Here is a 21,448-nt window from a genome sequence, read left to right on the forward strand (position 1 = left end):
GGATATTGCGTCGGCTTCAAGCTCTCTATTGGAGCAAGAGATGCACCAAATTGGTGCCACACTCTGACATTGCTGCTATTTGGTGCGGCGGATATCGCAAAAAATAAACATTTCCATTTCAATCTATTTACAATCAGCTACTTTTTAACTGTAGAGACAGTAACTTCGCGCTTTAACGGTGCAGCGTTATCACAGAGAAGTCGCAAAGCGTTATGAGTGATGCAGCGATACGCTGTTTAACGTGAAGACGAAGATAACGGGCACATTAACCATATGGTTATTAATGACAGCGCTATAACTATTGCACTGCAACGACAGCAAAGGAGTTAGAACATGCAAATGCGTAAACTGGCATTATCACTGCTTCTGCTTGGCACCGCCGCCAGCGTAGCTCAGGCTGAAGATCTGGCCGGTACCTTGAAGAAGGTCAAAGATAATGGCGTGATCGTCATTGGACACCGAGAATCGTCCGTGCCTTTTTCTTACTATGACAACACGCAAAAAGTGGTCGGTTATTCTCAGGCCTACTCTGACAAAATTGTCGAAGCGGTTAAGAAAAAACTGGATGCGCCTGACCTTCAGGTCAAGTTACTCCCTATCACCTCTCAAAACCGTATCCCGCTGTTGCAGAACGGTACATTCGATTTTGAATGTGGTTCAACGACCAACAACTTGGAACGCCAGAAACAAGCCGCGTTCTCTAACACCATTTTCGTGGTCGGTACACGCCTGTTAACCAAAAAAGATTCCGGCGTAAAAGACTTCCCGGACCTGGTGGGTAAAACGGTGGTCGTTACCTCCGGTACAACCTCTGAAGTTCTGCTGAATAAGCTGAATGAAGAAAAACAGATGAAGATGCGCATCATCAGTGCGAAAGACCATGGTGACTCCTTCCGTACACTGGAAAGCGGTCGTGCTGTGGCCTTTATGATGGATGATGCTCTGCTGGCTGGTGAACGTGCGAAAGCGAAAAGCGCCGATCAGTGGGACATCGTCGGCAAAGCACAGTCTGAAGAAGCCTACGGCTGTATGCTGCGTAAAGACGATCCGCAATTCAAGAAACTGGTTGATGACACCATCGCTGAAGTTCAGACCTCTGGTGAAGCGGAGAAATGGTTCGATCGCTGGTTCAAACAGCCGATTCCACCAAAAGATCTTAACCTGAACTTTGAACTGTCAGATGAAATGAAGGCCTTGTTCAAAGCGCCAAATGACAAAGCGCTCAACTAATTAATAATGAGAATAAGGGCAGAGTCACCTGCCCTCTGATTGCTGATTCGTGGCAGGACAGGCATGTGATGGTCGTTCCCCGTCACATGTTGCCCCGAGAATTTCGATAAACAGGAAAATAAACAATACGCCTGTAGTTTGAAACAGAACGGGAATATCGCCGCTCATCAATCTTCAGGGTAGCTACGCTACCCTTTTTACCGGAGTTCGTTATGTCAATAGATTGGAACTGGGGCATATTTCTACAAGCCGCCCCTTTCGGCAACACAACCTACCTTGGATGGATTTTGTCCGGTCTACAAGTCACCGTCACATTATCTATTTGTGCCTGGATTATCGCTTTTCTTGTTGGTTCCTTATTTGGAATCCTACGTACCGTCCCGAACCGCTTTGTTGCGGGTATTGGTACCTGCTACGTCGAGCTATTTCGCAACGTCCCACTGATTGTCCAGTTTTTTACCTGGTATCTGGTCGTTCCTGAACTGCTCCCTACCAGCATCGGCATGTGGTTTAAAGCCGAGCTAGACCCCAATATTCAGTTCTTCGTGTCATCAATGATTTGTCTGGGGCTCTTCACCGCAGCGCGCGTTTGCGAGCAGGTGCGTGCCGGGATTCAATCGCTACCACGCGGACAGAAAGCCGCCGGTCTCGCAATGGGCCTGACGCTGCCACAAACTTACCGCTATGTGTTGCTACCCAATGCATACCGCGTCATTGTTCCTCCGTTGACGTCAGAAATACTGAACCTGGTGAAAAACTCGGCCATCGCTTCTACGATTGGTTTGGTTGATATGGCAGCACAAGCAGGGAAACTACTGGACTATTCCGCCCATGCGTATGAATCCTTTACCGCCATCACGCTGGCGTACGTTGGCATCAATGCCATCATTATGTTGATTATGCAGGTCGTTGAGCGAAAAACCCGTTTGCCGGGCAATATGGGGAGCAAATAAATCATGTATGAATTTGACTGGAGCTCAATTGGGCCAAGCATGCCGTACCTGATTCAAGGAATGGTCGTCACACTCAAAATTACGCTGACGGCGGTGGTGTTCGGGATAGTCTGGGGGACGATTCTGGCGGTGATGCGTCTGTCGACGATCACGCCCATCAGTTGGTTCGCCAAACTGTATGTAAACCTGTTCCGTTCCGTTCCACTGGTCATGGTGCTGCTGTGGTTCTATCTGGTGGTTCCTAGCTTATTACAAAATGTGCTTGGGCTATCACCGAAAACCGATATTCGACTGATTTCAGCTATGGTAGCCTTCTCGCTGTTCGAGGCAGCCTATTATTCTGAAATTATTCGTGCGGGTATCCTCAGTATATCGCGCGGCCAATCCTCCGCTGCACTCGCATTAGGAATGACACAGTGGCAATCCATGAAGCTGGTTATTCTGCCGCAAGCATTCCGCGCGATGGTACCATTACTGCTAACGCAAGGGATTGTCCTGTTTCAGGATACCTCACTGGTTTACGTGCTCAGCCTCGCTGATTTCTTCCGTACCGCCTCAACCATCGGCGAGCGTGACGGAACACAAGTTGAAATGATCCTATTTGCCGGATTCATTTATTTTCTCTTCAGCATTACAGCCTCAATGCTGGTCAGTTACCTGAAAAAAAGGACGGTTTGATGATTTCCCTGAAAAATGTTTCTAAATGGTACGGCCAATTTCAGGTACTAACCGACTGCTCCACAGAAGTAAAAAAAGGTGAAGTCGTGGTCGTCTGTGGGCCTTCTGGCTCTGGTAAATCAACCCTGATCAAAACCGTGAACGGTCTGGAACCCATCCAAAAAGGTGAGATTACCGTCAACGGTATTGTCGTTAATGATAAGAAAACCAATCTGGCTCAGTTGCGTTCCAAAGTCGGGATGGTATTCCAACACTTTGAGCTGTTCCCACATCTGTCGATTATCGAGAACCTGACACTCGCACAAGTAAAAGTGCTAAAACGTAAGCGTGAAGACGCCAAAGTGAAAGCACAGAAGCTACTGGAACGCGTTGGGCTGGCAGCACACGCCAACAAGTACCCCGGACAGCTTTCCGGCGGTCAGCAACAGCGTGTAGCCATCGCTCGTGCATTATGTATGGACCCTATCGCCATGTTATTTGACGAACCGACATCTGCACTCGATCCAGAAATGATCAATGAAGTGCTGGACGTTATGGTTGAATTGGCACAGGAAGGCATGACCATGATGGTCGTCACCCATGAAATGGGCTTTGCACGTAAAGTAGCGCACCGCGTGATCTTTATGGATGAGGGCAAAATCGTTGAAGACACCCGTAAGGATGATTTCTTCAATAACCCACAGTCCGAACGCGCGAAAGACTTCCTGGCGAAAATCCTGCATTAATTCTCAGATAAAGCGTGCCGCAAGGCACGCTTATTCATCCCCAACAGCTCTACGGCTGAAATGGCTGGCGGTGGAACAGATCATGCGAGCATTTCGGACAGAGTGGCAAAACCTCCGGCGTGTAGAACGCAATATGATGATGGCAGTTCTCGCATACCAGATTGCCTAGCCCGACGACTTCACCGCTGTGGTACACCCCGTGATGATTCACATCTTTAAAGATCTCGCGCCACTCTAGCTGTGTTTTATCCGTAATATCAGCCAGTTCCTGCCACAGGCTTTCCTTGATGACTCGCATAAACACGCTATCGGTAAACTCATCCTGACTTTCGTTATAGCTGCGGGCAAACTCTTCCAGATCGCGCTGAACGGCCTGAATCACCTGCTCTATTTCTTTCTGCGTCAGCTCCGAGCTTTCCTGCAAGGTTTTACGAGCGCTCAGCACCAGACTGTCGAGATCGCGTTCACCGTTGTTCAGCCGAGCCGTCACTGAAGCCATTAACTCGCGGTAATAGCGGGCTAGTTTATTCATGCTTCCTCCTGAATAAGCGGGTCGAAGGGTGATAAAGAACGCATATTCGCCGTCTGGCACACTAGGCCAAAAACCGCTACGTTGCCTATCTCTCTCTATTTTAGATTATTTTTGCCATTCTTCTGGCGAATTGTCGCTAATTTGCGCAACAGCTCGCAGTCTATCGCTCACAAATCAGAAATATTCCTCAGTCGGGCGCTGGGTGTTGTTGCTCGCGTCGCTTACGGCTATGCTATGCGGATCTTTTGTTATGAATCAGAACAGGCTACTCACGTAGCGATTCTTCACTAAACAGGACCCCTGGCAGCCATGCAAGAGCAATACCGCCCAGAAGAGATAGAAGCGGACGTCCAGCTTCACTGGCAAGAGAAGCAGACATTTAAAGTCACCGAACAGCCCGGCAAGGAAAAATACTATTGCCTTTCCATGCTGCCTTACCCTTCTGGCCGACTACATATGGGCCACGTCCGTAACTACACCATCGGCGACGTGATCTCCCGCTATCAGCGCATGCTGGGAAAAAACGTTCTGCAACCGATCGGTTGGGATGCCTTTGGTCTGCCGGCAGAAGGCGCAGCGGTTAAAAACAACACCGCGCCTGCCCCCTGGACATATGCCAACATCGACTACATGAAAAACCAGCTCAAACTGCTGGGCTTTGGCTATGACTGGGATCGCGAAGTCGCGACCTGTAAACCAGACTACTATCGCTGGGAACAGTGGTTCTTCACCAAACTGTACGAGAAAGGCCTGGTTTATAAAAAAACCTCCGCCGTTAACTGGTGCCCGAACGACCAAACCGTACTGGCGAACGAACAGGTTATTGACGGCTGCTGCTGGCGCTGCGATACCAAGGTTGAGCGCAAAGAGATTCCGCAGTGGTTTATCAAAATCACCGCTTATGCAGACCAGTTGCTGAACGATTTGGATACGCTGGAAAGCTGGCCTGAGCAGGTCAAAACCATGCAGCGTAACTGGATTGGTCGTTCCGAAGGTGTGGAAATCACCTTTGACGTGGCGGACAGCGCAGAGAAACTGACGGTCTATACCACGCGTCCAGATACGTTCATGGGCGTGACCTACGTTGCCGTTGCCGCTGGTCACCCTCTCGCTGCACAAGCTGCCGCAGCCAACCCAGCGCTGGCCGATTTCATTGCAGAATGCCGTAATACCAAAGTCGCCGAAGCTGATATGGCGACGATGGAGAAAAAAGGCATGGCCACTGGCCTGTATGCCATTCACCCGCTGAACGGTGAGAAAGTCGCTATCTGGGTCGCTAACTTCGTCCTGATGGAATACGGCACAGGTGCGGTGATGGCCGTTCCGGGTCACGACCAGCGCGACTGGGAATTCGCCACTAAATATGACTTGTCCATTAAGCCAGTCATCCTGAACGCTGACGGCAGCGAGCCCGACCTGTCTGCTGAAGCAATGACGGAAAAAGGCAACCTGTTCAACTCCGGCGAATTCGACGGTCTGGATTTCGACGCCGCTTTCAATGCCATTGCCGACAAACTGGTAGAGAAAGGCATTGGCGAGCGCAAAGTCAACTATCGCCTGCGCGATTGGGGGGTCTCCCGCCAGCGTTACTGGGGCGCGCCAATTCCGATGGTAACACTGGAAGACGGTACCGTTATCCCTACGCCAGAAGATCAACTGCCGGTGATTCTGCCGGAAGATGTCGTGATGGATGGCATCACCAGCCCGCTGAAGTCTAACCCGGAATGGGCGAAAACTACCGTTAATGGTCAGACTGCACTGCGTGAAACTGACACATTCGACACCTTTATGGAATCTTCCTGGTACTACGCGCGCTACACCTGCCCGCAGTACGATCAGGGAATGCTGGATCCGGCCGCCGCCAACTACTGGCTGCCTGTTGATCAATACGTTGGCGGTATCGAACACGCCATCATGCACCTGATGTATTTCCGCTTCTTCCACAAGCTGATGCGCGACGCGGGTCTGGTGACGTCTGACGAACCCGCCAAACGCCTGCTGTGTCAGGGCATGGTGCTGGCCGATGCCTTCTATTATCTGGGCAATAATGGCGAACGCGTCTGGGTTTCGCCTACCGACGTCACCGTTGAGCGTGATGAAAAAGGCCGCATCGTTAAAGCTGTGGATAATGAAGGCCGTGACGTGGTCTACGCGGGCATGAGCAAAATGTCGAAGTCTAAAAACAACGGCATTGACCCACAGGTCATGGTAGAGAAATACGGTGCAGATACCGTGCGTCTGTTCATGATGTTTGCGTCTCCGGCAGAAATGACGCTGGAATGGCAGGAATCCGGTGTAGAAGGTGCGAACCGCTTCCTGAAACGCGTCTGGAGACAAGCCTTTGAGCACACTGAGAAAGGTGCGGTAACGGCGCTGGATGTCGCGACGCTGACCGAAGATCAGAAATCACTGCGCCGCGATCTGCACAAAACGATCGCGAAAGTGACCGATGATATCGGCCGCCGTCAGACCTTCAACACCGCGATCGCCGCCATCATGGAACTAATGAACAAGCTGGCAAAAGCGCCTCAGGACAGTGATCAGGATCGTGCGCTGACGCAAGAAACGCTGCTGGCCGTTGTTCGTATACTCTATCCGTTCACGCCGCACGTCTGCTTCACGCTGTGGCAGGCTCTGCAAGGCGAAGGCGACATCGACACCGCCCCATGGCCGGTTGCAGATGAGAGCGCGATGGTTGAAGATTCCAAGCTGGTTGTCGTGCAGGTTAACGGTAAAGTACGTGGTAAAATTACCGTTGCCGCAGACGCGAGCGAAGAACAGGTTCGCGAACGCGCTGCTCAGGAACCGCTGGTCGCGAAATATCTGGACGGCGTCACGGTTCGCAAAGTGATTTATGTCCCTGGCAAACTGCTTAACCTAGTTGTAGGTTAAGGCAAGGAGGAACTGTGCGACATCGTCTATTCACGCTGTTGCTGGGGCTGGCGGTGTTAATCACCGCTGGCTGCGGTTTTCACCTGCGCGGCACGACACAAGTGCCTGCGCAGTTACAAACACTGGTGCTCGACAGTAGTGACCCTTATGGCCCGCTCACGCGTGCGGTACGCGAGCAGCTCCGCCTCAGCGATGTGAAAATCGTTGACGATGCGACGCGCCAGGATATCCCGTCTCTTCGGGTACTGGGCTCAAGCGAAACGCGCGATACCGTTTCTATTTTTCAGGACGGTAAAACGGCGGAGTACCAGATGGTGCTGACGTTGCAGGCACAGGTGCTAATGCCGGGTGAAGACATTTATCCGCTCAGCGTGACGGTGTTCCGCACGTTCTTTGATAACCCACTGGCTGCACTGGCGAAAGATGCCGAACAGGACATCGTTCGTCAGGAAATGCGTGAGCAGGCTGCCCAGCAGTTGGTGCGTAAATTGCTGACCATCAACGGTAGTCGGGAAGTCAAAAATCGGTTGCAGTCCACCGATTCCACTACTGCCGCCACGCGTTCATGATTCGGCTTTACCCCGAACAACTCACCGCGCAACTCCACGAGGGGCTGCGCGGTTGTTATTTGGTTTTTGGTGCTGACCCGCTGCTGTTACAGGAAAGCCTCGACAGCATCAAGCGGGTCGCTCAACAGCACGAATTCAGCGAGCATTTCAGTTTCATCCTGGATCCGCATACCGACTGGGATGCGATTTTCAGCACCTGTCAGGCGCTCAGCCTGTTTGCCTCACGCCAATCACTCTTACTAGTCTTGCCAGAAAACGGACCAAATGCCGCGATGAGCGAAAACCTGGTTAAGCTCTCTGGATTATTGCACCCCGATATTTTGCTGATTCTGCGCGGTCATAAGCTGACTAAAGCGCAGGAAAACAGCGCCTGGTTCAAGGCGATCGCACAAGACAGCGTCTATATCAATTGCCTGACGCCGGAACAGGCACAGCTTCCCCGCTGGGTCGCCCAGCGTGCCAAATCCATGAAGTTGACGCTGGATGAACAGGCTACGCAGCTCATTTGCTATTGTTATGAAGGCAATCTTCTCGCACTGTCTCAGGCATTAGAACGTCTGGCCCTGCTTTACCCCGATGGTAAGCTGACTCTGCCACGCGTGGAAAGCGCCGTTAATGATGCCGCTCACTTCACGCCGTTTCATTGGCTCGATGCGCTGCTGGCAGGCAAAGGCAAACGCGCCTGGCACATTTTGCAGCAGTTAAAACAGGAAGATTGCGAACCGGTCATTTTACTGCGCACGCTACAGCGTGAACTGCTACAGCTTCTAGCGCTGAAACGGCGCATGTCAGACACGCCGCTGCGTACCTTATTCGATCAGCAAAAGGTGTGGCAAAACCGGCGTGACCTGCTCACGCAGGCATTACAGCGGCTTTCTCTTCAACAACTACAGCAGGCTGTGCGATTACTGGCGCAGGTGGAAATAACGCTAAAGCAAGACTACGGTCAGCCCGTTTGGGCTGAACTTGAATCCCTTGCCATGCTGCTGTGTGGCAAAGCATTACCGGAGGCATTCATCTGAATAAGTCCCCCGCTACGCTATCGCTGACCGCATTTTTTGGCGGCACGTTCGATCCGATTCATTACGGTCATCTTCAGCCGGTGACAGCACTGGCGAATCTCGTGGGGCTAACTCAGGTTGTCCTAATGCCCAATAACGTTCCGCCGCATCGGCAACAGCCCGAAGCCAGCTCCCGGCAGCGTTTTCATATGGCGGAGTTGGCTGTGGAAGGCAATCCGCTATTTACCGTGGACGATCGTGAACTGCAACGGCAAACACCGTCCTACACCATCGATACGCTGGAGGCGCTGCGGGCTGAAAAAGGCCGTAATGCACCGCTGGGCTTTATCATCGGGCAGGATTCGCTGCTGACGCTACACCATTGGCACCGCTGGCAGGATCTACTCGGCGTCTGTCATTTGCTGGTATGCGCGCGCCCCGGCTATCGCTCGACGCTGGAAACGCCTGAATTACAACAGTGGCTGGACAATTATCTGACGTGCACACCAGACGACCTTCATCAGCAGCCGCATGGACGGATTTTTTTGGCAGACACACCGCTGGTCACCATTTCCGCCACGGATATTCGCCAACGTCGGCAGCAAGGTCTCGGCTGTCACGATTTATTACCGCCTGCCGTGCTCCGTTATATCAACGAAAACGGCCTGTACCAATAACATCGCTTTTCCTCCCTATCCACCATGGGCTTTATACCACTCGTTAAAAGTGCGTGATATACTCCGCGGCTGGTTTCAATCACCGGAAAAAGCGAAAATTCTCGGCAATTGCTCGGTGATTCACGTTTTTCCTAAACAATTCAGCGCCACACGCATCTGTCAGTTACAGACAGAACGCCATTGAGGGGGAACCTTTGCAAGGCCAAGCACTCCAAGATTTCGTTATTAATAAGGTCGATGACTTAAAAGCCCAGGATATCGTTGCACTCAACGTGCAGGGTAAATCCAGCATTACCGATTACATGGTTATCTGTACGGGAACCTCCACGCGCCATGTAGCATCTATTGCCGATCACGTCGTGCAGTCTTCACGTGCCGCAGGTCTGATCCCACTCGGTGTCGAAGGCGAAAGCGCCGCTGACTGGGTTGTTGTCGATTTAGGTGACGTGATGGTTCACGTCATGCAAGAAGAAAGTCGCCAACTGTACGAATTGGAAAAATTGTGGGGCTAGCATGAAACTGCAACTGGTCGCCGTTGGCACCAAAATGCCCGACTGGGTGCAGACTGGTTTCACCGATTATCTGCGGCGCTTCCCGAAAGATATGCCTTTCGAGTTACTCGAGATTCCGGCAGGGAAACGAGGCAAAAATGCGGACATCAAACGTATTCTGGAGCGCGAAGGCGAACAGATGCTAGCGGCGGTGGGCAAAGGCAACCGTATTGTGACGCTGGATATTCCTGGTACTCGCTGGGAGACGCCGCAATTGGCGCAACAGTTGGAACGCTGGAAACAGGACGGGCGCGACGTCAGCCTGCTGATTGGTGGGCCAGAAGGTCTTGCGCCAGAATGCAAAGCCGCGGCGGAGCAAAGCTGGTCACTCTCGCCATTAACGCTGCCGCATCCGCTCGTCCGTGTACTGGTCGCGGAGAGCCTGTATCGTGCATGGAGCATTACGACTAATCACCCTTACCATCGGGAGTAAGGCGGTACGATGAAACCTGTGAAATAACGTTGGATGAAAGTAGAACGTAAACCCTTTCGAGATTATACGGCTGAGTCCGCTCTGTTCGTGCGCCGTGCTTTGGTTGCCTTTCTGGGCATTTTGCTGCTTTCCGGTGTATTAGTCGCTAACCTTTATCATCTGCAAATTGTGCGTGTTGATGACTATCGCACGCGCTCTAACGAAAACCGTATTAAGCTGGTTCCTATCGCGCCCAGTCGCGGCATCATCTATGACCGCAACGGTACCCCGCTGGCGTTAAACCGCACTATCTACCAGTTAGAACTCGTCCCCGACAAAGTCGACAATCTTAAAGAGACGTTGGAAGCACTGCGTCCCGTCGTCGATCTCACCGATGACGATCTGGAAAGTTTTGAAAAAGAGCGTAAGCGCTCACGCCGCTTTACCTCGATTCCGGTGAAAACCGGGCTCAACGAGATTCAGGTAGCCCGTTTTGCTGTCAACCAATATCGCTTCCCCGGCGTTGAAATTAAAGGCTACCAGCGCCGCTATTATCCCTATGGTTCTGCACTGACACACGTCACCGGCTACGTTTCCAAAATCAACGATAAAGACGTGGAGCGGCTGACCAAAGAAGAAAAAATTGCCGATTATGCCGCTACGCATGACATCGGTAAGCTGGGTATCGAGCGCCATTACGAAGATTTACTGCACGGCAAACCCGGCTATGAGGAAGTTGAAGTTAACAACCGAGGCCGCGTGATCCGTCAGCTCCACGAACAGCCACCGCAGGCCGGACGCGATATTTATCTGACGTTGGATCTAAGCCTGCAAATCTACATCGAAAAATTACTCGAAGGCAGTCGAGCCGCAGTCATTGTCACTGACCCACGCGATGGCGGTATTCTGGCGATGGTTTCCACCCCCAGCTACGACCCCAACCTCTTTGTCGATGGCATTTCCACCAAAGCTTATAATCTGTTGCGTAATGATCCCAATCGTCCGTTGATCAACCGCGCAACACAAGGCGTGTATCCCCCGGCTTCCACCGTGAAACCCTATATCGCGGTTTCCGCCCTGACGGCTGGCGTGATTACGACCAACACCAGCCTGTTTGATCCCGGCTGGTGGCAATTACCCGGTTCTGAAAAACGCTTCCGCGACTGGAAAAAATGGGGACATGGTCGCCTGAATCTCACCAAATCTCTGGAAGAGTCTGCGGATACTTTCTTCTATCAGGTTGCTTATGACATGGGTATCGATCGCCTGTCAGAATGGATGAACAAATTCGGGTACGGTCAAAAAACCGGTATTGATATCTCAGAAGAAAGTAGAGGTAACATGCCAACCCGTGAGTGGAAGCTCAGACAGTTCAAAAAACCCTGGTATCAGGGCGACACCATTCCTGTCGGGATCGGCCAAGGCTACTGGACGGCAACACCGATCCAGATGAACAAGGCGCTGGTCACGCTCATTAACGATGGTCAGGTTAAAACGCCGCATCTGCTTTATAGTTCGCGTGAAAATGGCGTTATTGTACCTTACCGACAAACAGAGAATCAGCAAATCGGCGATATCCATTCTGGCTACTGGGAAGTGGCGAAAGACGGTATGTATGGTGTGGCTAACCGTGCTAACGGCACCGCACACAAAAGTTTCGATGATGCGCCTTATAAAATTGCGGCAAAATCCGGTACGGCGCAGGTCTTCGGCCTGAAAGAAAACGAAACCTATAATGCGCATAAGATCGCAGAACATCTGCGTGACCATAAATTAATGGTCGCCTTTGCTCCGTACAAAAATCCTAAAGTCGCGGTATCGATCATTCTGGAAAACGGCGGCGCAGGCCCAACCGTCGGCACTATCACCCGCCAGATCCTTGATCATATCCTGCTGGGTGATAACAATACTGATTTACCCAGTGCGCCCCCTGCGCCACCGGGTAGCGAGAGTGAGTAACAGACAGTCATGACCGATAGCCAACAAAAGGGATCGTTCTGGGCGAAAATCCATATCGATCTCCCGTTTCTTCTCTGCATCCTGGCGCTGCTGGGCTATAGCCTATTTGTCTTATGGAGCGCCAGCGGGCAAGACATCGGTATGATGGAGCGAAAAGTCGTTCAAATCGTGCTGGGGTTTACGGTGATGATCGTGATGGCGCAAATTCCTCCGCGCGTGTATGAGGGCTGGGCCCCTTATCTCTACGTCTTTTGCGTGATTTTACTGCTTATCGTGGATATTTTCGGGCAGATTAGTAAAGGCGCACAGCGTTGGCTGGATCTAGGCTTTATCCGTTTCCAGCCGTCGGAAATTGCCAAGATCGCCGTACCGCTAATGGTTGCCCGTTTCATCAACCGTGATATGTGCCCTCCGTCGCTAAAAAATACGGCAATCGCGCTGGTGCTGATTTTTGTCCCTACGCTGTTGGTTGCCGCACAGCCGGATTTAGGCACCTCAATTCTGGTCGCGTTATCAGGGCTGTTTGTGCTTTTCCTCGCCGGCATGAGCTGGCGCTTGATTGGTATCGCCGTCCTGCTACTCGCCGCTTTTATTCCTATACTCTGGTTTTTCCTGATGCATGATTATCAGCGCGCCAGAGTTATGATGCTGCTCGATCCAGAAAGCGATCCGCTTGGCGCCGGATACCATATTATTCAGTCGAAAATTGCGATAGGCTCTGGTGGCCTGTCAGGAAAAGGTTGGCTACACGGTACACAGTCTCAGTTAGAGTTTCTACCGGAACGCCACACCGACTTTATTTTTGCCGTGTTGTCAGAAGAGCTTGGCTTAATCGGCGTTTTGATTCTGCTCACGATGTATCTGTTCATGATCATGCGCGGTCTGGTCATTGCTGCTAACGCACAAACCTCGTTCGGTCGGGTGATGGTCGGCGGGCTGATGCTGATTCTGTTTTTCTATGTTTTCGTCAATATCGGGATGGTCAGCGGTATACTTCCCGTTGTTGGCGTGCCGCTACCGCTAATCAGCTACGGCGGATCGGCGCTGGTCGTCTTAATGGCGGGGTTCGGTATCGTCATGTCGATACATACTCACCGCAAACTGCTATCCAAGAATTTATAACACGAGGTGAGCAATGCGTAAGGATTGGCTTTGGATCGGCGTAGCAACTCTGGCGCTTGCTGCTTGTACCACAACGGAGCAGCGGCAGCCAGCACCGCCCGTTACTCAGGTTTATAGCGGCCCCGTCGAAGAAATCGGCGGTGCGGAACCGCGTTACGAACCCTACAATCAGGGGACGCTGCAAAACTACACTATAAAAGGCAAGACCTATAAAATTATCAAAGAACCGCAAAACTTTAGTGAGACCGGCTTAGCCACCTGGTACGGCGAAGAAGCCAGCGGTAACCGCACGTCAATCGGCGAAACGTTTGATCCTAACGCGATAACCGCCGCCCATCCGACGCTGCCGCTGCCGAGCTATGTCCGCGTCACTAACCTGAGCAATGGTCGCCGTCTGGTTGTGCGTGTGAACGATCGCGGGCCGTATACGCCGGGCAGAATTATCGATCTGTCGAAAGCCGCAGGCGATCGGCTGAACATCTCGAACAATACCAAAGTGAAAGTGGACTTCATCAACGTCGCACCAGACGGCACACTCTCCGGCCCTGGAACTGTGGGCACTATCGTCGCCAAGCAAAGCTTCGCCCTGCCGGAACGCCCAAGCTTCGCCGCCAGCGGGCTGGGTACGCCAATGATGGAAACCACGTCGCCAATGCCGAACAACGCCGTTCGCCCAATCAGTAATAGCAACCTGAGTGTGCCAGCAGAAGGTGCGCAGCCGCAAAGCAGCGGTGGTTTTTTGGGAGCGCCTTCCGTACTGCGCGCTGGCGTGGTTGAGTCCAGCGTGACGCCAGCGACAACACTGTCCTCATCCACAGCGCCACTGAGCGTCGCGCCAGCGGCTGCCGTTGCCGCGCCCGCCGCAACGACACAGTCTGCTACGGGTCGCTATGTGGTTCAGGTCGGTGCGCTGAGCGATCAGCAGCGTGCGCAAACCTGGCAGCGCAGCCTGAGCGAACGTTTCCGCGTGTCTGGAAACGTCACCGCGAGCGGCGGGCTGTACCGCATCCAACTGGGGCCATTCCAGAATCGTCAGCAAGCTGCTGAACTTCAACAACGTTTGTCAGTCGAAGCTCAGCAGCAGTCGTTTATTACCGCCGCACCCAGTACCCTCTAGTAACGGATAATCGGCAGACTCACGCAGCGAAAACGGCGGCTATGGCATTGAACATACCGCCCTTTTGCAAAATCACGTAACGTAATGTCTGATGCCTGCCTATTTGCCATCTGCTATAGTGTGGCTCGTTTTTTAACTCATACCCACGGATGTTGTTGTTCCAATCATGAATACTGTAAACACGTCTCGTTTTACTAAACGTACTGCGCTTGGCGCACTGCTCGCCATTAGCGCCTCTTCCTTTGCCTACGCCGAGGATATCAATCTTAAAACGATGATCCCCGGTGTCCCGCAAATCGATGCTGAATCCTACATCCTGATTGATTACAACTCTGGGAAAGTGTTGGCGGAAATGAATGCCGACACGCGCCGCGATCCGGCCAGCTTAACGAAAATGATGACCAGCTACGTGATTGGTCAGGCCATTAAATCAGGAAAAATCAGCCCGAACGACATCGTTACCGTCGGTAAAGATGCCTGGGCAACCGGCAACCCCACTTTCCAGGGCTCTTCCCTGATGTTCCTGAAGCCAGGAGACCGTGTTCCTGTTTCCCAATTAAACCGCGGTATTATCCTGCAATCCGGTAACGATGCCTGCGTCGCCATGGCCGACTATGTTGCCGGCAGCCAGGATGCTTTTGTCAACCTGATGAACGGTTACGTGAAGGCGCTGGGGCTGCAAAATACCAATTTTGAAACCGTGCACGGTCTGGATGCGCCCGGCCAGTTCAGTTCCGCACGTGATATGGCTCTAATCGGCCAAGCGCTGATTCGCGATGTTCCAGAAGAGTACGCGACTTATAAAGAGAAAGAATTCACGTTCAACAACATTCGCCAGCCTAACCGTAACGGCTTGCTGTGGGATTCCAGCCTGAATGTTGACGGCATCAAAACAGGCCATACCTCATCAGCCGGCTTTAACCTTGTCGCCTCGGCAACAGAAGGTCAGATGCGCCTGATTTCGGCGGTATTGGGTGGACGTAATGCCAAAGGACGCGAATCAGAAAGTAAAAAACTGCTAACCTGGGGCTTCCGCTTCTTTGAAACCGTCGCGCCGTTGAAAGCAGGCAAAGAATTCGCTTCCGAACCCGTCTGGTTTGGCGACAGCGACCGCGTGGCTTTGGGCGTTGAGAAAGATGCCTATCTGACCATTCCACGTGGCCGTATGAAAGACCTGAAAGCCAGCTATGTTCTGGATAACACGGAACTGCACGCACCGTTAGCGAAAAATCAGGTTGTGGGTTCCATCAACTTCCAACTGGATGGCAAAACCATCGACCAGCGCCCGCTGGTGGTCATGAGTGAAGTGAAAGAAGGCGGAATTTTTGGCCGCATGATCGACTACATCAAACTGATGTTCCACCACTGGTTCGGCTAATCCCCCTTGTCTGGGGCTAAAATGCCCCCATATAGACAGCATCCCATAACTCCCGCACACGCGGGAGTTATATTTTTTAGTATTTAGTATAATGTCGTTATATCGTGGCTAATACAGTCGGCATTACGCCGATGTATTCCCTTTTCTGGAGCGCAAATGAAAACCAAATTAAACGAACTGCTTGAGTTTCCCTGTGTTTTTACCTACAAGGTCATGGGTGAGGCAAAACCAGAGCTGGTCGATCTGGTCGTTGAAGTGGTACAACGTCATGCGCCAGGCGACTACACGCCGCAGATCAAACCGAGCAGCAAAGGAAATTATCACTCCGTTTCCATCACCATCACGGCGACACACATTGAACAGGTGGAAACGCTGTACGAAGAGCTGGGCAACATCGATATCGTGCGCATGGTTTTATAAAACAAACAGCTCTATAAAACGGATAGCTCTGTAAGGCACAGACGCCAGTAAGAAAAACGAGCAGGAAAATTGGCGAGCAGCATAGTTTTGTGATACATAATTTTATCGTGCATGGTTTGGTGCCACCTACGTTTTGCACCATATAATTTGCATAATGCTGTTCGCTGAGGCCTCCCACCGTTATAATCCTCCCACCTTTCCTTAACCTGAAGATGACACGCTTGCTACAGGATAAGATCATCGTACGCCAATTTGACGTACAGCCGTATGAACCCGTCTCTCTGGCGATGCATAATTTTACCGACCGACGTGATGAGAATACCCCAGACGAACTCTGGCTGGTTCAGCATCCTCGCGTATTCACGCAGGGTCAGGCGGGCAAAGCTGAGCATGTCCTCATGCCCGGTGACATTCCCGTGATTCAGAGCGACAGAGGCGGTCAGGTGACCTATCACGGCCCCGGTCAGCAGGTCATGTACGTGTTGATTGATCTGAAGCGTCGCAAGCTCGGCGTTCGCCAGCTTGTGACCGCGATAGAAGATACTGTGATTGGTACATTGGTACATTTCCAGATCGAAGCCCATGCGCGCCCTGATGCGCCCGGCGTCTATGTGGGTGAGCGTAAAATCTGTTCGCTGGGACTGCGCATTCGCAAAGGCTGCTCATTCCACGGACTGGCGCTCAATATCGCGATGGATCTCTCTCCTTTCCTACGTATCAACCCGTGTGGTTACGCCGGTATGGAAATGACGCAAATCAGCGATCTGGTGCCGGGCGTCACATTGGATGACACCGTCCCCGTACTGGTGAACACCTTTTTACAGCGAGTTGGCTATTCCGCACCCGAGTTTATTCCGTGGAATCTGGACGTACAGGGCGAGCCGCTTCCTGGTTAACGTGTTTCATCCTGTCTATTAGAATCAACCAGTTAGGCGAAACTATCTCGATAAATTACATTTTATTCACATAATTTATTCATTTTGATCGCGCAAAAGCTGATTGTGGTTTGGCAAGATGATATAATTTTTAGAGTTTTTTAAAAAAAAGTTTAATCAAAAACATAATCCTTTGAATTTGGATAACAAATTTAAAGAAACGATTCAGAACTGGAACTTACGCAAAAATGAGTAAACCGATTCAGATCGAACGCGGCGTCAAATACCGCGATGCCGATAAGATGGCGCTAATCCCGGTACGTACCGTCGTTACCGAACGCCAAGAGATTCTGCGCAAACCTGAATGGATGAAGATTAAACTTCCGGCAGATTCGAGCCGTATTCAGGGAATCAAAGCAGCCATGCGCAAAAACGGGTTGCACTCAGTTTGCGAAGAAGCGTCCTGTCCGAATCTGGCAGAGTGTTTTAACCACGGCACCGCGACTTTCATGATTCTGGGCGCCATCTGTACGCGTCGCTGCCCGTTCTGTGACGTTGCCCACGGCCGCCCGCTTACGCCGGATGCTAATGAGCCCGAAAAACTGGCACAGACCATCCATGACATGGGCTTGCGCTATGTGGTCATCACCTCGGTTGACCGTGATGACCTGCGCGATGGCGGCGCTCAGCACTTTGCAGACTGTATTAGCGCTATCCGTCGCAAGAACCCGAATATCCGCATCGAAACGCTGGTGCCAGACTTCCGCGGTCGTATGGATCGCGCGTTAGAGATCCTGACCGCCACGCCGCCGGATGTGTTCAACCACAATCTGGAAAACGTACCGCGCGTTTATCGTCAGGTTCGCCCTGGCGCGAACTATGAGTGGTCACTGAAGCTGCTGGAGAACTTCAAAAACGCGCACCCGGATATTCCGACCAAATCTGGCCTGATGGTTGGATTAGGGGAAACCAATGCGGAAATCGTGGAAGTCATGCGCGACCTGCGCCGCCACGGGGTGACGATGCTGACGCTGGGACAATATTTACAGCCTAGCCGCCATCACCTGCCAGTACAGCGTTACGTCAGCCCGGATGAATTTGATGAGATGAAAGCCGAAGCGATGGCGATGGGCTTTACTCATGCTGCCTGCGGCCCGTTTGTTCGCTCGTCCTACCATGCCGACCTACAGGCAAAGGGAATCGAAGTAAAATAAGCGCACATAGTTTTTTACACATTTTTTATGTGGGATAAAAAACGGACGGCAATAGCCGTCCGTTTTGCTGTGTGAGGGGCAATCAGGATTCTTTACGAGATGAATCATGCAGCGCAGTCGTATCATCCGCCCTCGCGGGTTGATCGTCATTCATCGCCTTTTTGAAGCCTTTAATCGCCGCCCCCAAATCACCGCCTAAGCTACGAAGTTTATTCGTACCGAACAGCAGGATGATTAATGCGCCAATCACCAACAGTTTGGCAATACTGATACCTTCCATACAAACCTACCTGATTTACAGAGGCTGGAGACGCCAGCAAACGAGACTATTCTTGTCGAAGCAATGCTTTTTATCCTGTGCCTTCTATGTAAAACCTTACGTAACACGATACCATCGCCATCTGTAACAAAGTAAGACGCGGAAAAAGCGCTTTCACACGCATTCAGATTGCTTTACAACTTTTCCCTCGGCATCACTACAAAAAAACCGTCCGACGACGTAAACTTTTCATTCCAAAGCGGAGATGACATTCCTCCCTACCCTAATACCAGTAAAAACACTGGCAGACTGAACCACAGGGTACAACCGCCACTTGGCTAATGATGTCTACGTCCACCTCGCAGAGAGGGCGTAGCGTCCTGCACGATACTCTTCGAGATTGCAAAAACGCCCTAAGCACAAATAATCCAGGAAAGGTTTCTATGTTTAGTACATTACTCGCGGTATTTATTGGTGGCGGAGTCGGCAGCGTGGCACGCTGGCAGCTCGGAATGAAGTTTAATCATCTGTATCCAACGCTGCCGCTGGGCACCTTACTTGCCAACTTGATTGGCGCCTTTGTGATTGGCGGCGCACTCGCTTTCTTCCTGCGCCATCCCCATCTCGATCAGGACTGGAAAATGTTGATTACCACCGGGCTATGCGGCGGCTTAACGACGTTTTCTACCTTTTCCGCAGAGGTTGTCATGTTTCTGCAAAGTGGACAGCTGGCCGCGGCGGGATTGCACGTACTGTTGAATCTGGCGGGGTCGTTACTGATGACTGCGCTGGCGTTTACTCTGGTCACGTGGGTGACAACACACTGATATCTCGTGAAAAATGATAGCACGTGGAAATTAAAGTAAAAAAAACCCGCCGTTAGGCGGGTTTTTCACGAAATCGGTATAATTAAATAGCGTTAACGTTAGCAGCAGAAGGACCTTTGGCACCGTCAGTGATTTCGAACTCTACACGCTGACCTTCAGCCAGAGTTTTGAAACCATTGCTCTGGATGGCAGAGAAGTGTACGAACACATCTTTGCTACCATCTTCAGGAGTAATGAAACCGAAGCCTTTGGACTCATTAAACCACTTAACACTACCTTTAATCTTAGACATCAAACTTACCTTTACATGAATGAAAGACACAAAATCTGTGTCAGGTACAGTACAACAATAGATTGGCCTTTTGTCCAGTTGAAGTTGGATAAAAAGTGATAAAAATCGCTAAAAATGTATACCGGACGACCTTGCTCCCCCTATTATAACCCGATGCAGAACGCAGAGAGCTCGGTTCTGGCCAATTCATCACTTTTTATGATATCGAAGGAAGGCATCATGATAAGCAAAACGCTGGGTCTGATCGGGGGAATGAGTTGGGAATCCACCATCCCGTATTACCGCATGATCAACGAGTATGTGAAAGGCCAACTTGGCGGCCTGCACTCCGCCAAAATCATCCTGCACAGCGTCGATTTCCACGAGATCGAACGGTTGCAGGCACAAGGTGATTGGGAACAGGCCGCTACCGCACTCGGCGATATCGCGGTGGGATTACGTCAGGCGGGAGCGGATGCTATCGTCATCTGTACCAACACCATGCATAAAGTGGCCGATGACGTTGAACATGCCTGCAAGCTTCCTCTTTTGCACATTGCCGATGCCACCGGTACCAGCCTGAAACAGCACGGATTAAAGAAAGTTGGTTTACTGGGGACCCGCTACACCATGGAGCAGGATTTCTATCGCCAACGCATTCAGGAACGATTTGGCGTGGAGGTGATGGTTCCCGATAATGCGGGGAAAAAAGTCGTTAATCGCATCATTTACGACGAACTGTGTCTGGGGAACATTAACGACACATCGCGGCAAGCCTATCGGGAAATTATTCAGCAACTTGAACAACAAGGCGCGGAAGGCATCATTCTGGGCTGTACGGAAATCCCGCTATTAGTCAGTGCTCAAGATGCGTCAGTTCCTCTTTTTGACACCAGCAAGCTTCACGCGATTGCCGCTGCGAAATTTGCGCTTAACCTCCCATACATATGAATTAATTGAATAAAATGAAATTCACTTGCAAGCTGAGTAATACCCTCTTTTATTTACTCAGGTTTCCCCTTTTAACATAGAAAAAAGCAGTATTGAGCGACTCAATACTGCTTATTCGTATGATTTTATTCCTGGCATGCAATGACTAACAGTACTTCTCGTTATTATTTACGTAACATTGCTTCAATAAAATCTTTCCAAGTACTCACTTCTACTTCTACCATGCGAACCTCTTGGTGATTAACGACGATGCATTATATGCACACGTTTTAATCAGGTAAAAGTATTATGAAAGTATAAAAGTGTACTACCACCTATTTCTGCTACACCGTTCACAGTAGATCTCCTCACCTTTTTTCGGCATGCTGGGCTATCGTACGATTAGGCCCCGTCGAGCCGTGCTGTCCATAACAGCGATCGTCATGCAACCCAATAAGCAGAAAGGATTTTACCCCTATGGCGCTAACCATGTACGGCATCAAAAACTGTGACACCATAAAGAAAGCGCGCCGCTGGCTGGAAGATCAACAGGTGGCGTATCGCTTCCATGATTACCGTGCCGACGGTCTGGATGAACAGCAGCTACAGCGTTTTACCGACCAACTGGGGTTTCAGGCCTTACTCAATACACGCGGAACAACCTGGCGTAAGCTCAGTGAGGAACTGCGTGAATTAATCAACAGCGATACTCACGACAGCGCAGAGGCCGCTAAAAGCCTGATGCTGGAACAGCCGGCGGTGATTAAACGGCCGTTGCTGATTGCCGATAACGGTAATGCGCTGCTTGGATTTAGTATCGACAGCTACCAAAAATTTATTGCGGAGAACCAATAAC

General features: G+C 51.2%; 24 protein-coding genes and 1 riboswitch. Of the genes, 20 read left to right on the forward strand and 4 right to left on the reverse strand.

All coding sequences use genetic code 11. The annotated features are described in order from the left end of the window. Positions 1–333 precede the first annotated feature (333 nt). The 4 genes from ACKQAD_RS05880 (at position 334) to ACKQAD_RS05895 (ending at position 3,586) form a co-directional block, all read left to right on the forward strand. Positions 334–1,230: an amino acid ABC transporter substrate-binding protein gene (locus ACKQAD_RS05880; protein WP_409159289.1), complete on the forward strand. Its 897-nt coding sequence runs from the start codon at positions 334–336 to the stop codon at positions 1,228–1,230. A gap of 212 nt (positions 1,231–1,442) precedes the next feature. Further along, positions 1,443–2,183, forward strand: a complete 741-nt coding sequence (locus tag ACKQAD_RS05885; protein ID WP_409159290.1) for an amino acid ABC transporter permease — start codon at positions 1,443–1,445, stop codon at positions 2,181–2,183. A 3-nt stretch (positions 2,184–2,186) separates the two neighbouring features. After that, positions 2,187–2,861 (forward strand): glutamate/aspartate ABC transporter permease GltK, encoded by a 675-nt coding sequence (gltK, locus tag ACKQAD_RS05890; protein WP_409159291.1) that lies wholly within the window; start codon positions 2,187–2,189, stop codon positions 2,859–2,861. Continuing rightward, complete coding sequence (locus tag ACKQAD_RS05895) at positions 2,861–3,586, forward strand: amino acid ABC transporter ATP-binding protein (RefSeq protein WP_409159292.1); 726 nt, start codon at positions 2,861–2,863, stop codon at positions 3,584–3,586. The genes gltK and ACKQAD_RS05895 overlap by 1 nt, the downstream gene beginning before the upstream one ends. A 49-nt stretch (positions 3,587–3,635) precedes the next feature. Here the strand turns inward: ACKQAD_RS05895 and ACKQAD_RS05900 are convergent, their stop codons facing one another. Continuing rightward, positions 3,636–4,118 carry a zinc ribbon-containing protein gene (locus tag ACKQAD_RS05900; RefSeq protein ID WP_010298779.1) on the reverse strand — a complete coding sequence of 161 codons (483 nt, stop codon included), beginning with the start codon at positions 4,116–4,118 and terminating at the stop codon, positions 3,636–3,638. A 309-nt stretch (positions 4,119–4,427) separates the two neighbouring features. Between ACKQAD_RS05900 and leuS the strand changes: the two genes are divergently transcribed. From leuS to lipA, 13 genes are all read left to right on the forward strand, one after another. Then, entirely contained in the window at positions 4,428–7,010 is a 2,583-nt protein-coding gene (gene leuS / locus ACKQAD_RS05905) for a leucine--tRNA ligase (RefSeq protein WP_409159293.1), read from the forward strand. A 14-nt stretch (positions 7,011–7,024) separates the two neighbouring features. Continuing rightward, entirely contained in the window at positions 7,025–7,579 is a 555-nt protein-coding gene (gene lptE / locus ACKQAD_RS05910) for an LPS assembly lipoprotein LptE (protein WP_409159294.1), read from the forward strand. Next, on the forward strand, positions 7,576–8,601 hold the full coding sequence (holA, locus tag ACKQAD_RS05915) for a DNA polymerase III subunit delta (RefSeq protein WP_409159295.1): 1,026 nt from the start codon (positions 7,576–7,578) through the stop codon (positions 8,599–8,601). The genes lptE and holA overlap by 4 nt, the downstream gene beginning before the upstream one ends. Next, positions 8,568–9,257: a nicotinate-nucleotide adenylyltransferase gene (nadD, locus tag ACKQAD_RS05920; protein WP_409159296.1), complete on the forward strand. Its 690-nt coding sequence runs from the start codon at positions 8,568–8,570 to the stop codon at positions 9,255–9,257. The genes holA and nadD overlap by 34 nt, the downstream gene beginning before the upstream one ends. Before the next feature lie 194 nt (positions 9,258–9,451). Then, positions 9,452–9,769, forward strand: coding sequence for a ribosome silencing factor (rsfS, locus tag ACKQAD_RS05925; protein WP_409159297.1), 318 nt, complete (start codon positions 9,452–9,454; stop codon positions 9,767–9,769). Between the two features lies 1 nt (position 9,770). Next, positions 9,771–10,241, forward strand: a complete 471-nt coding sequence (gene rlmH, locus ACKQAD_RS05930) for a 23S rRNA (pseudouridine(1915)-N(3))-methyltransferase RlmH (RefSeq protein ID WP_015730925.1) — start codon at positions 9,771–9,773, stop codon at positions 10,239–10,241. 33 nt (positions 10,242–10,274) lie between these two features. Next, complete coding sequence (gene mrdA, locus ACKQAD_RS05935; protein ID WP_409159298.1) at positions 10,275–12,179, forward strand: peptidoglycan DD-transpeptidase MrdA; 1,905 nt, start codon at positions 10,275–10,277, stop codon at positions 12,177–12,179. A gap of 9 nt (positions 12,180–12,188) precedes the next feature. Further along, the gene (gene mrdB, locus ACKQAD_RS05940) at positions 12,189–13,301 is read left to right on the forward strand and encodes a peptidoglycan glycosyltransferase MrdB (protein ID WP_409159299.1); all 1,113 of its coding nucleotides are present in this window, start codon (positions 12,189–12,191) and stop codon (positions 13,299–13,301) included. 13 nt (positions 13,302–13,314) lie between these two features. Further along, entirely contained in the window at positions 13,315–14,418 is a 1,104-nt protein-coding gene (rlpA, locus tag ACKQAD_RS05945; protein ID WP_409159300.1) for an endolytic peptidoglycan transglycosylase RlpA, read from the forward strand. Between the two features lie 166 nt (positions 14,419–14,584). Then, positions 14,585–15,796, forward strand: a complete 1,212-nt coding sequence (gene dacA, locus ACKQAD_RS05950; RefSeq protein ID WP_409159301.1) for a D-alanyl-D-alanine carboxypeptidase DacA — start codon at positions 14,585–14,587, stop codon at positions 15,794–15,796. Positions 15,797–15,952: 156 nt separating this feature from the next. Next, positions 15,953–16,216: a DUF493 family protein YbeD gene (ybeD, locus tag ACKQAD_RS05955; RefSeq protein WP_005976281.1), complete on the forward strand. Its 264-nt coding sequence runs from the start codon at positions 15,953–15,955 to the stop codon at positions 16,214–16,216. 212 nt (positions 16,217–16,428) lie between these two features. Beyond that, entirely contained in the window at positions 16,429–17,112 is a 684-nt protein-coding gene (lipB, locus tag ACKQAD_RS05960) for a lipoyl(octanoyl) transferase LipB (protein ID WP_409159302.1), read from the forward strand. 227 nt (positions 17,113–17,339) lie between these two features. Next, positions 17,340–18,305 (forward strand): lipoyl synthase, encoded by a 966-nt coding sequence (gene lipA, locus ACKQAD_RS05965; RefSeq protein ID WP_225087311.1) that lies wholly within the window; start codon positions 17,340–17,342, stop codon positions 18,303–18,305. Positions 18,306–18,387: 82 nt separating this feature from the next. On the opposite strand, the gene tatA is transcribed toward lipA, so the two are convergent. Further along, positions 18,388–18,585, reverse strand: a complete 198-nt coding sequence (gene tatA / locus ACKQAD_RS05970; RefSeq protein ID WP_409159303.1) for a Sec-independent protein translocase subunit TatA — start codon at positions 18,583–18,585, stop codon at positions 18,388–18,390. 231 nt (positions 18,586–18,816) lie between these two features. Beyond that, a riboswitch (Fluoride riboswitch) is annotated at positions 18,817–18,922 on the forward strand. A gap of 85 nt (positions 18,923–19,007) precedes the next feature. On the opposite strand from tatA, the gene crcB reads away from it, so the two are divergent. Then, positions 19,008–19,391: a fluoride efflux transporter CrcB gene (gene crcB / locus ACKQAD_RS05975; protein WP_409159304.1), complete on the forward strand. Its 384-nt coding sequence runs from the start codon at positions 19,008–19,010 to the stop codon at positions 19,389–19,391. An 82-nt stretch (positions 19,392–19,473) separates the two neighbouring features. Here the strand turns inward: crcB and cspE are convergent, their stop codons facing one another. After that, positions 19,474–19,683 (reverse strand): transcription antiterminator/RNA stability regulator CspE, encoded by a 210-nt coding sequence (cspE, locus tag ACKQAD_RS05980; RefSeq protein WP_005976270.1) that lies wholly within the window; start codon positions 19,681–19,683, stop codon positions 19,474–19,476. Between the two features lie 219 nt (positions 19,684–19,902). Between cspE and ACKQAD_RS05985 the strand changes: the two genes are divergently transcribed. Beyond that, entirely contained in the window at positions 19,903–20,613 is a 711-nt protein-coding gene (locus tag ACKQAD_RS05985) for an aspartate/glutamate racemase family protein (RefSeq protein ID WP_409159305.1), read from the forward strand. 164 nt (positions 20,614–20,777) lie between these two features. On the opposite strand, the gene ypfM is transcribed toward ACKQAD_RS05985, so the two are convergent. Further along, positions 20,778–20,837: a protein YpfM gene (ypfM, locus tag ACKQAD_RS05990; protein WP_137739554.1), complete on the reverse strand. Its 60-nt coding sequence runs from the start codon at positions 20,835–20,837 to the stop codon at positions 20,778–20,780. 232 nt (positions 20,838–21,069) lie between these two features. Between ypfM and ACKQAD_RS05995 the strand changes: the two genes are divergently transcribed. Further along, positions 21,070–21,447: an ArsC family reductase gene (locus ACKQAD_RS05995; protein ID WP_409159306.1), complete on the forward strand. Its 378-nt coding sequence runs from the start codon at positions 21,070–21,072 to the stop codon at positions 21,445–21,447. The last annotated feature ends 1 nt before the right edge of the window (position 21,448 follow it).

It is taken from the genome of Pectobacterium artocarpous, from assembly GCF_046159765.1.
Taxonomy (GTDB): domain Bacteria; phylum Pseudomonadota; class Gammaproteobacteria; order Enterobacterales; family Enterobacteriaceae; genus Pectobacterium.

What these genes read in the sequence shown, in the direction of transcription:
- ACKQAD_RS05880 (WP_409159289.1), top strand. Translation starts at nt 334, where the DNA reads ATGCAAATGCGTAAACTGGCATTATCACTGCTTCTGCTTGGCACCGCC.
- ACKQAD_RS05885 (WP_409159290.1), top strand. Translation starts at nt 1,443, where the DNA reads ATGTCAATAGATTGGAACTGGGGCATATTTCTACAAGCCGCCCCTTTC.
- gltK (WP_409159291.1), top strand. Translation starts at nt 2,187, where the DNA reads ATGTATGAATTTGACTGGAGCTCAATTGGGCCAAGCATGCCGTACCTG.
- ACKQAD_RS05895 (WP_409159292.1), top strand. Translation starts at nt 2,861, where the DNA reads ATGATTTCCCTGAAAAATGTTTCTAAATGGTACGGCCAATTTCAGGTA.
- ACKQAD_RS05900 (WP_010298779.1), bottom strand. Translation starts at nt 4,118, where the DNA reads ATGAATAAACTAGCCCGCTATTACCGCGAGTTAATGGCTTCAGTGACG.
- leuS (WP_409159293.1), top strand. Translation starts at nt 4,428, where the DNA reads ATGCAAGAGCAATACCGCCCAGAAGAGATAGAAGCGGACGTCCAGCTT.
- holA (WP_409159295.1), top strand. Translation starts at nt 7,576, where the DNA reads ATGATTCGGCTTTACCCCGAACAACTCACCGCGCAACTCCACGAGGGG.
- rlmH (WP_015730925.1), top strand. Translation starts at nt 9,771, where the DNA reads ATGAAACTGCAACTGGTCGCCGTTGGCACCAAAATGCCCGACTGGGTG.
- mrdA (WP_409159298.1), top strand. Translation starts at nt 10,275, where the DNA reads ATGAAAGTAGAACGTAAACCCTTTCGAGATTATACGGCTGAGTCCGCT.
- mrdB (WP_409159299.1), top strand. Translation starts at nt 12,189, where the DNA reads ATGACCGATAGCCAACAAAAGGGATCGTTCTGGGCGAAAATCCATATC.
- rlpA (WP_409159300.1), top strand. Translation starts at nt 13,315, where the DNA reads ATGCGTAAGGATTGGCTTTGGATCGGCGTAGCAACTCTGGCGCTTGCT.
- dacA (WP_409159301.1), top strand. Translation starts at nt 14,585, where the DNA reads ATGAATACTGTAAACACGTCTCGTTTTACTAAACGTACTGCGCTTGGC.
- ybeD (WP_005976281.1), top strand. Translation starts at nt 15,953, where the DNA reads ATGAAAACCAAATTAAACGAACTGCTTGAGTTTCCCTGTGTTTTTACC.
- lipB (WP_409159302.1), top strand. Translation starts at nt 16,429, where the DNA reads ATGACACGCTTGCTACAGGATAAGATCATCGTACGCCAATTTGACGTA.
- lipA (WP_225087311.1), top strand. Translation starts at nt 17,340, where the DNA reads ATGAGTAAACCGATTCAGATCGAACGCGGCGTCAAATACCGCGATGCC.
- tatA (WP_409159303.1), bottom strand. Translation starts at nt 18,585, where the DNA reads ATGGAAGGTATCAGTATTGCCAAACTGTTGGTGATTGGCGCATTAATC.
- crcB (WP_409159304.1), top strand. Translation starts at nt 19,008, where the DNA reads ATGTTTAGTACATTACTCGCGGTATTTATTGGTGGCGGAGTCGGCAGC.
- cspE (WP_005976270.1), bottom strand. Translation starts at nt 19,683, where the DNA reads ATGTCTAAGATTAAAGGTAGTGTTAAGTGGTTTAATGAGTCCAAAGGC.
- ACKQAD_RS05985 (WP_409159305.1), top strand. Translation starts at nt 19,903, where the DNA reads ATGATAAGCAAAACGCTGGGTCTGATCGGGGGAATGAGTTGGGAATCC.
- ACKQAD_RS05995 (WP_409159306.1), top strand. Translation starts at nt 21,070, where the DNA reads ATGGCGCTAACCATGTACGGCATCAAAAACTGTGACACCATAAAGAAA.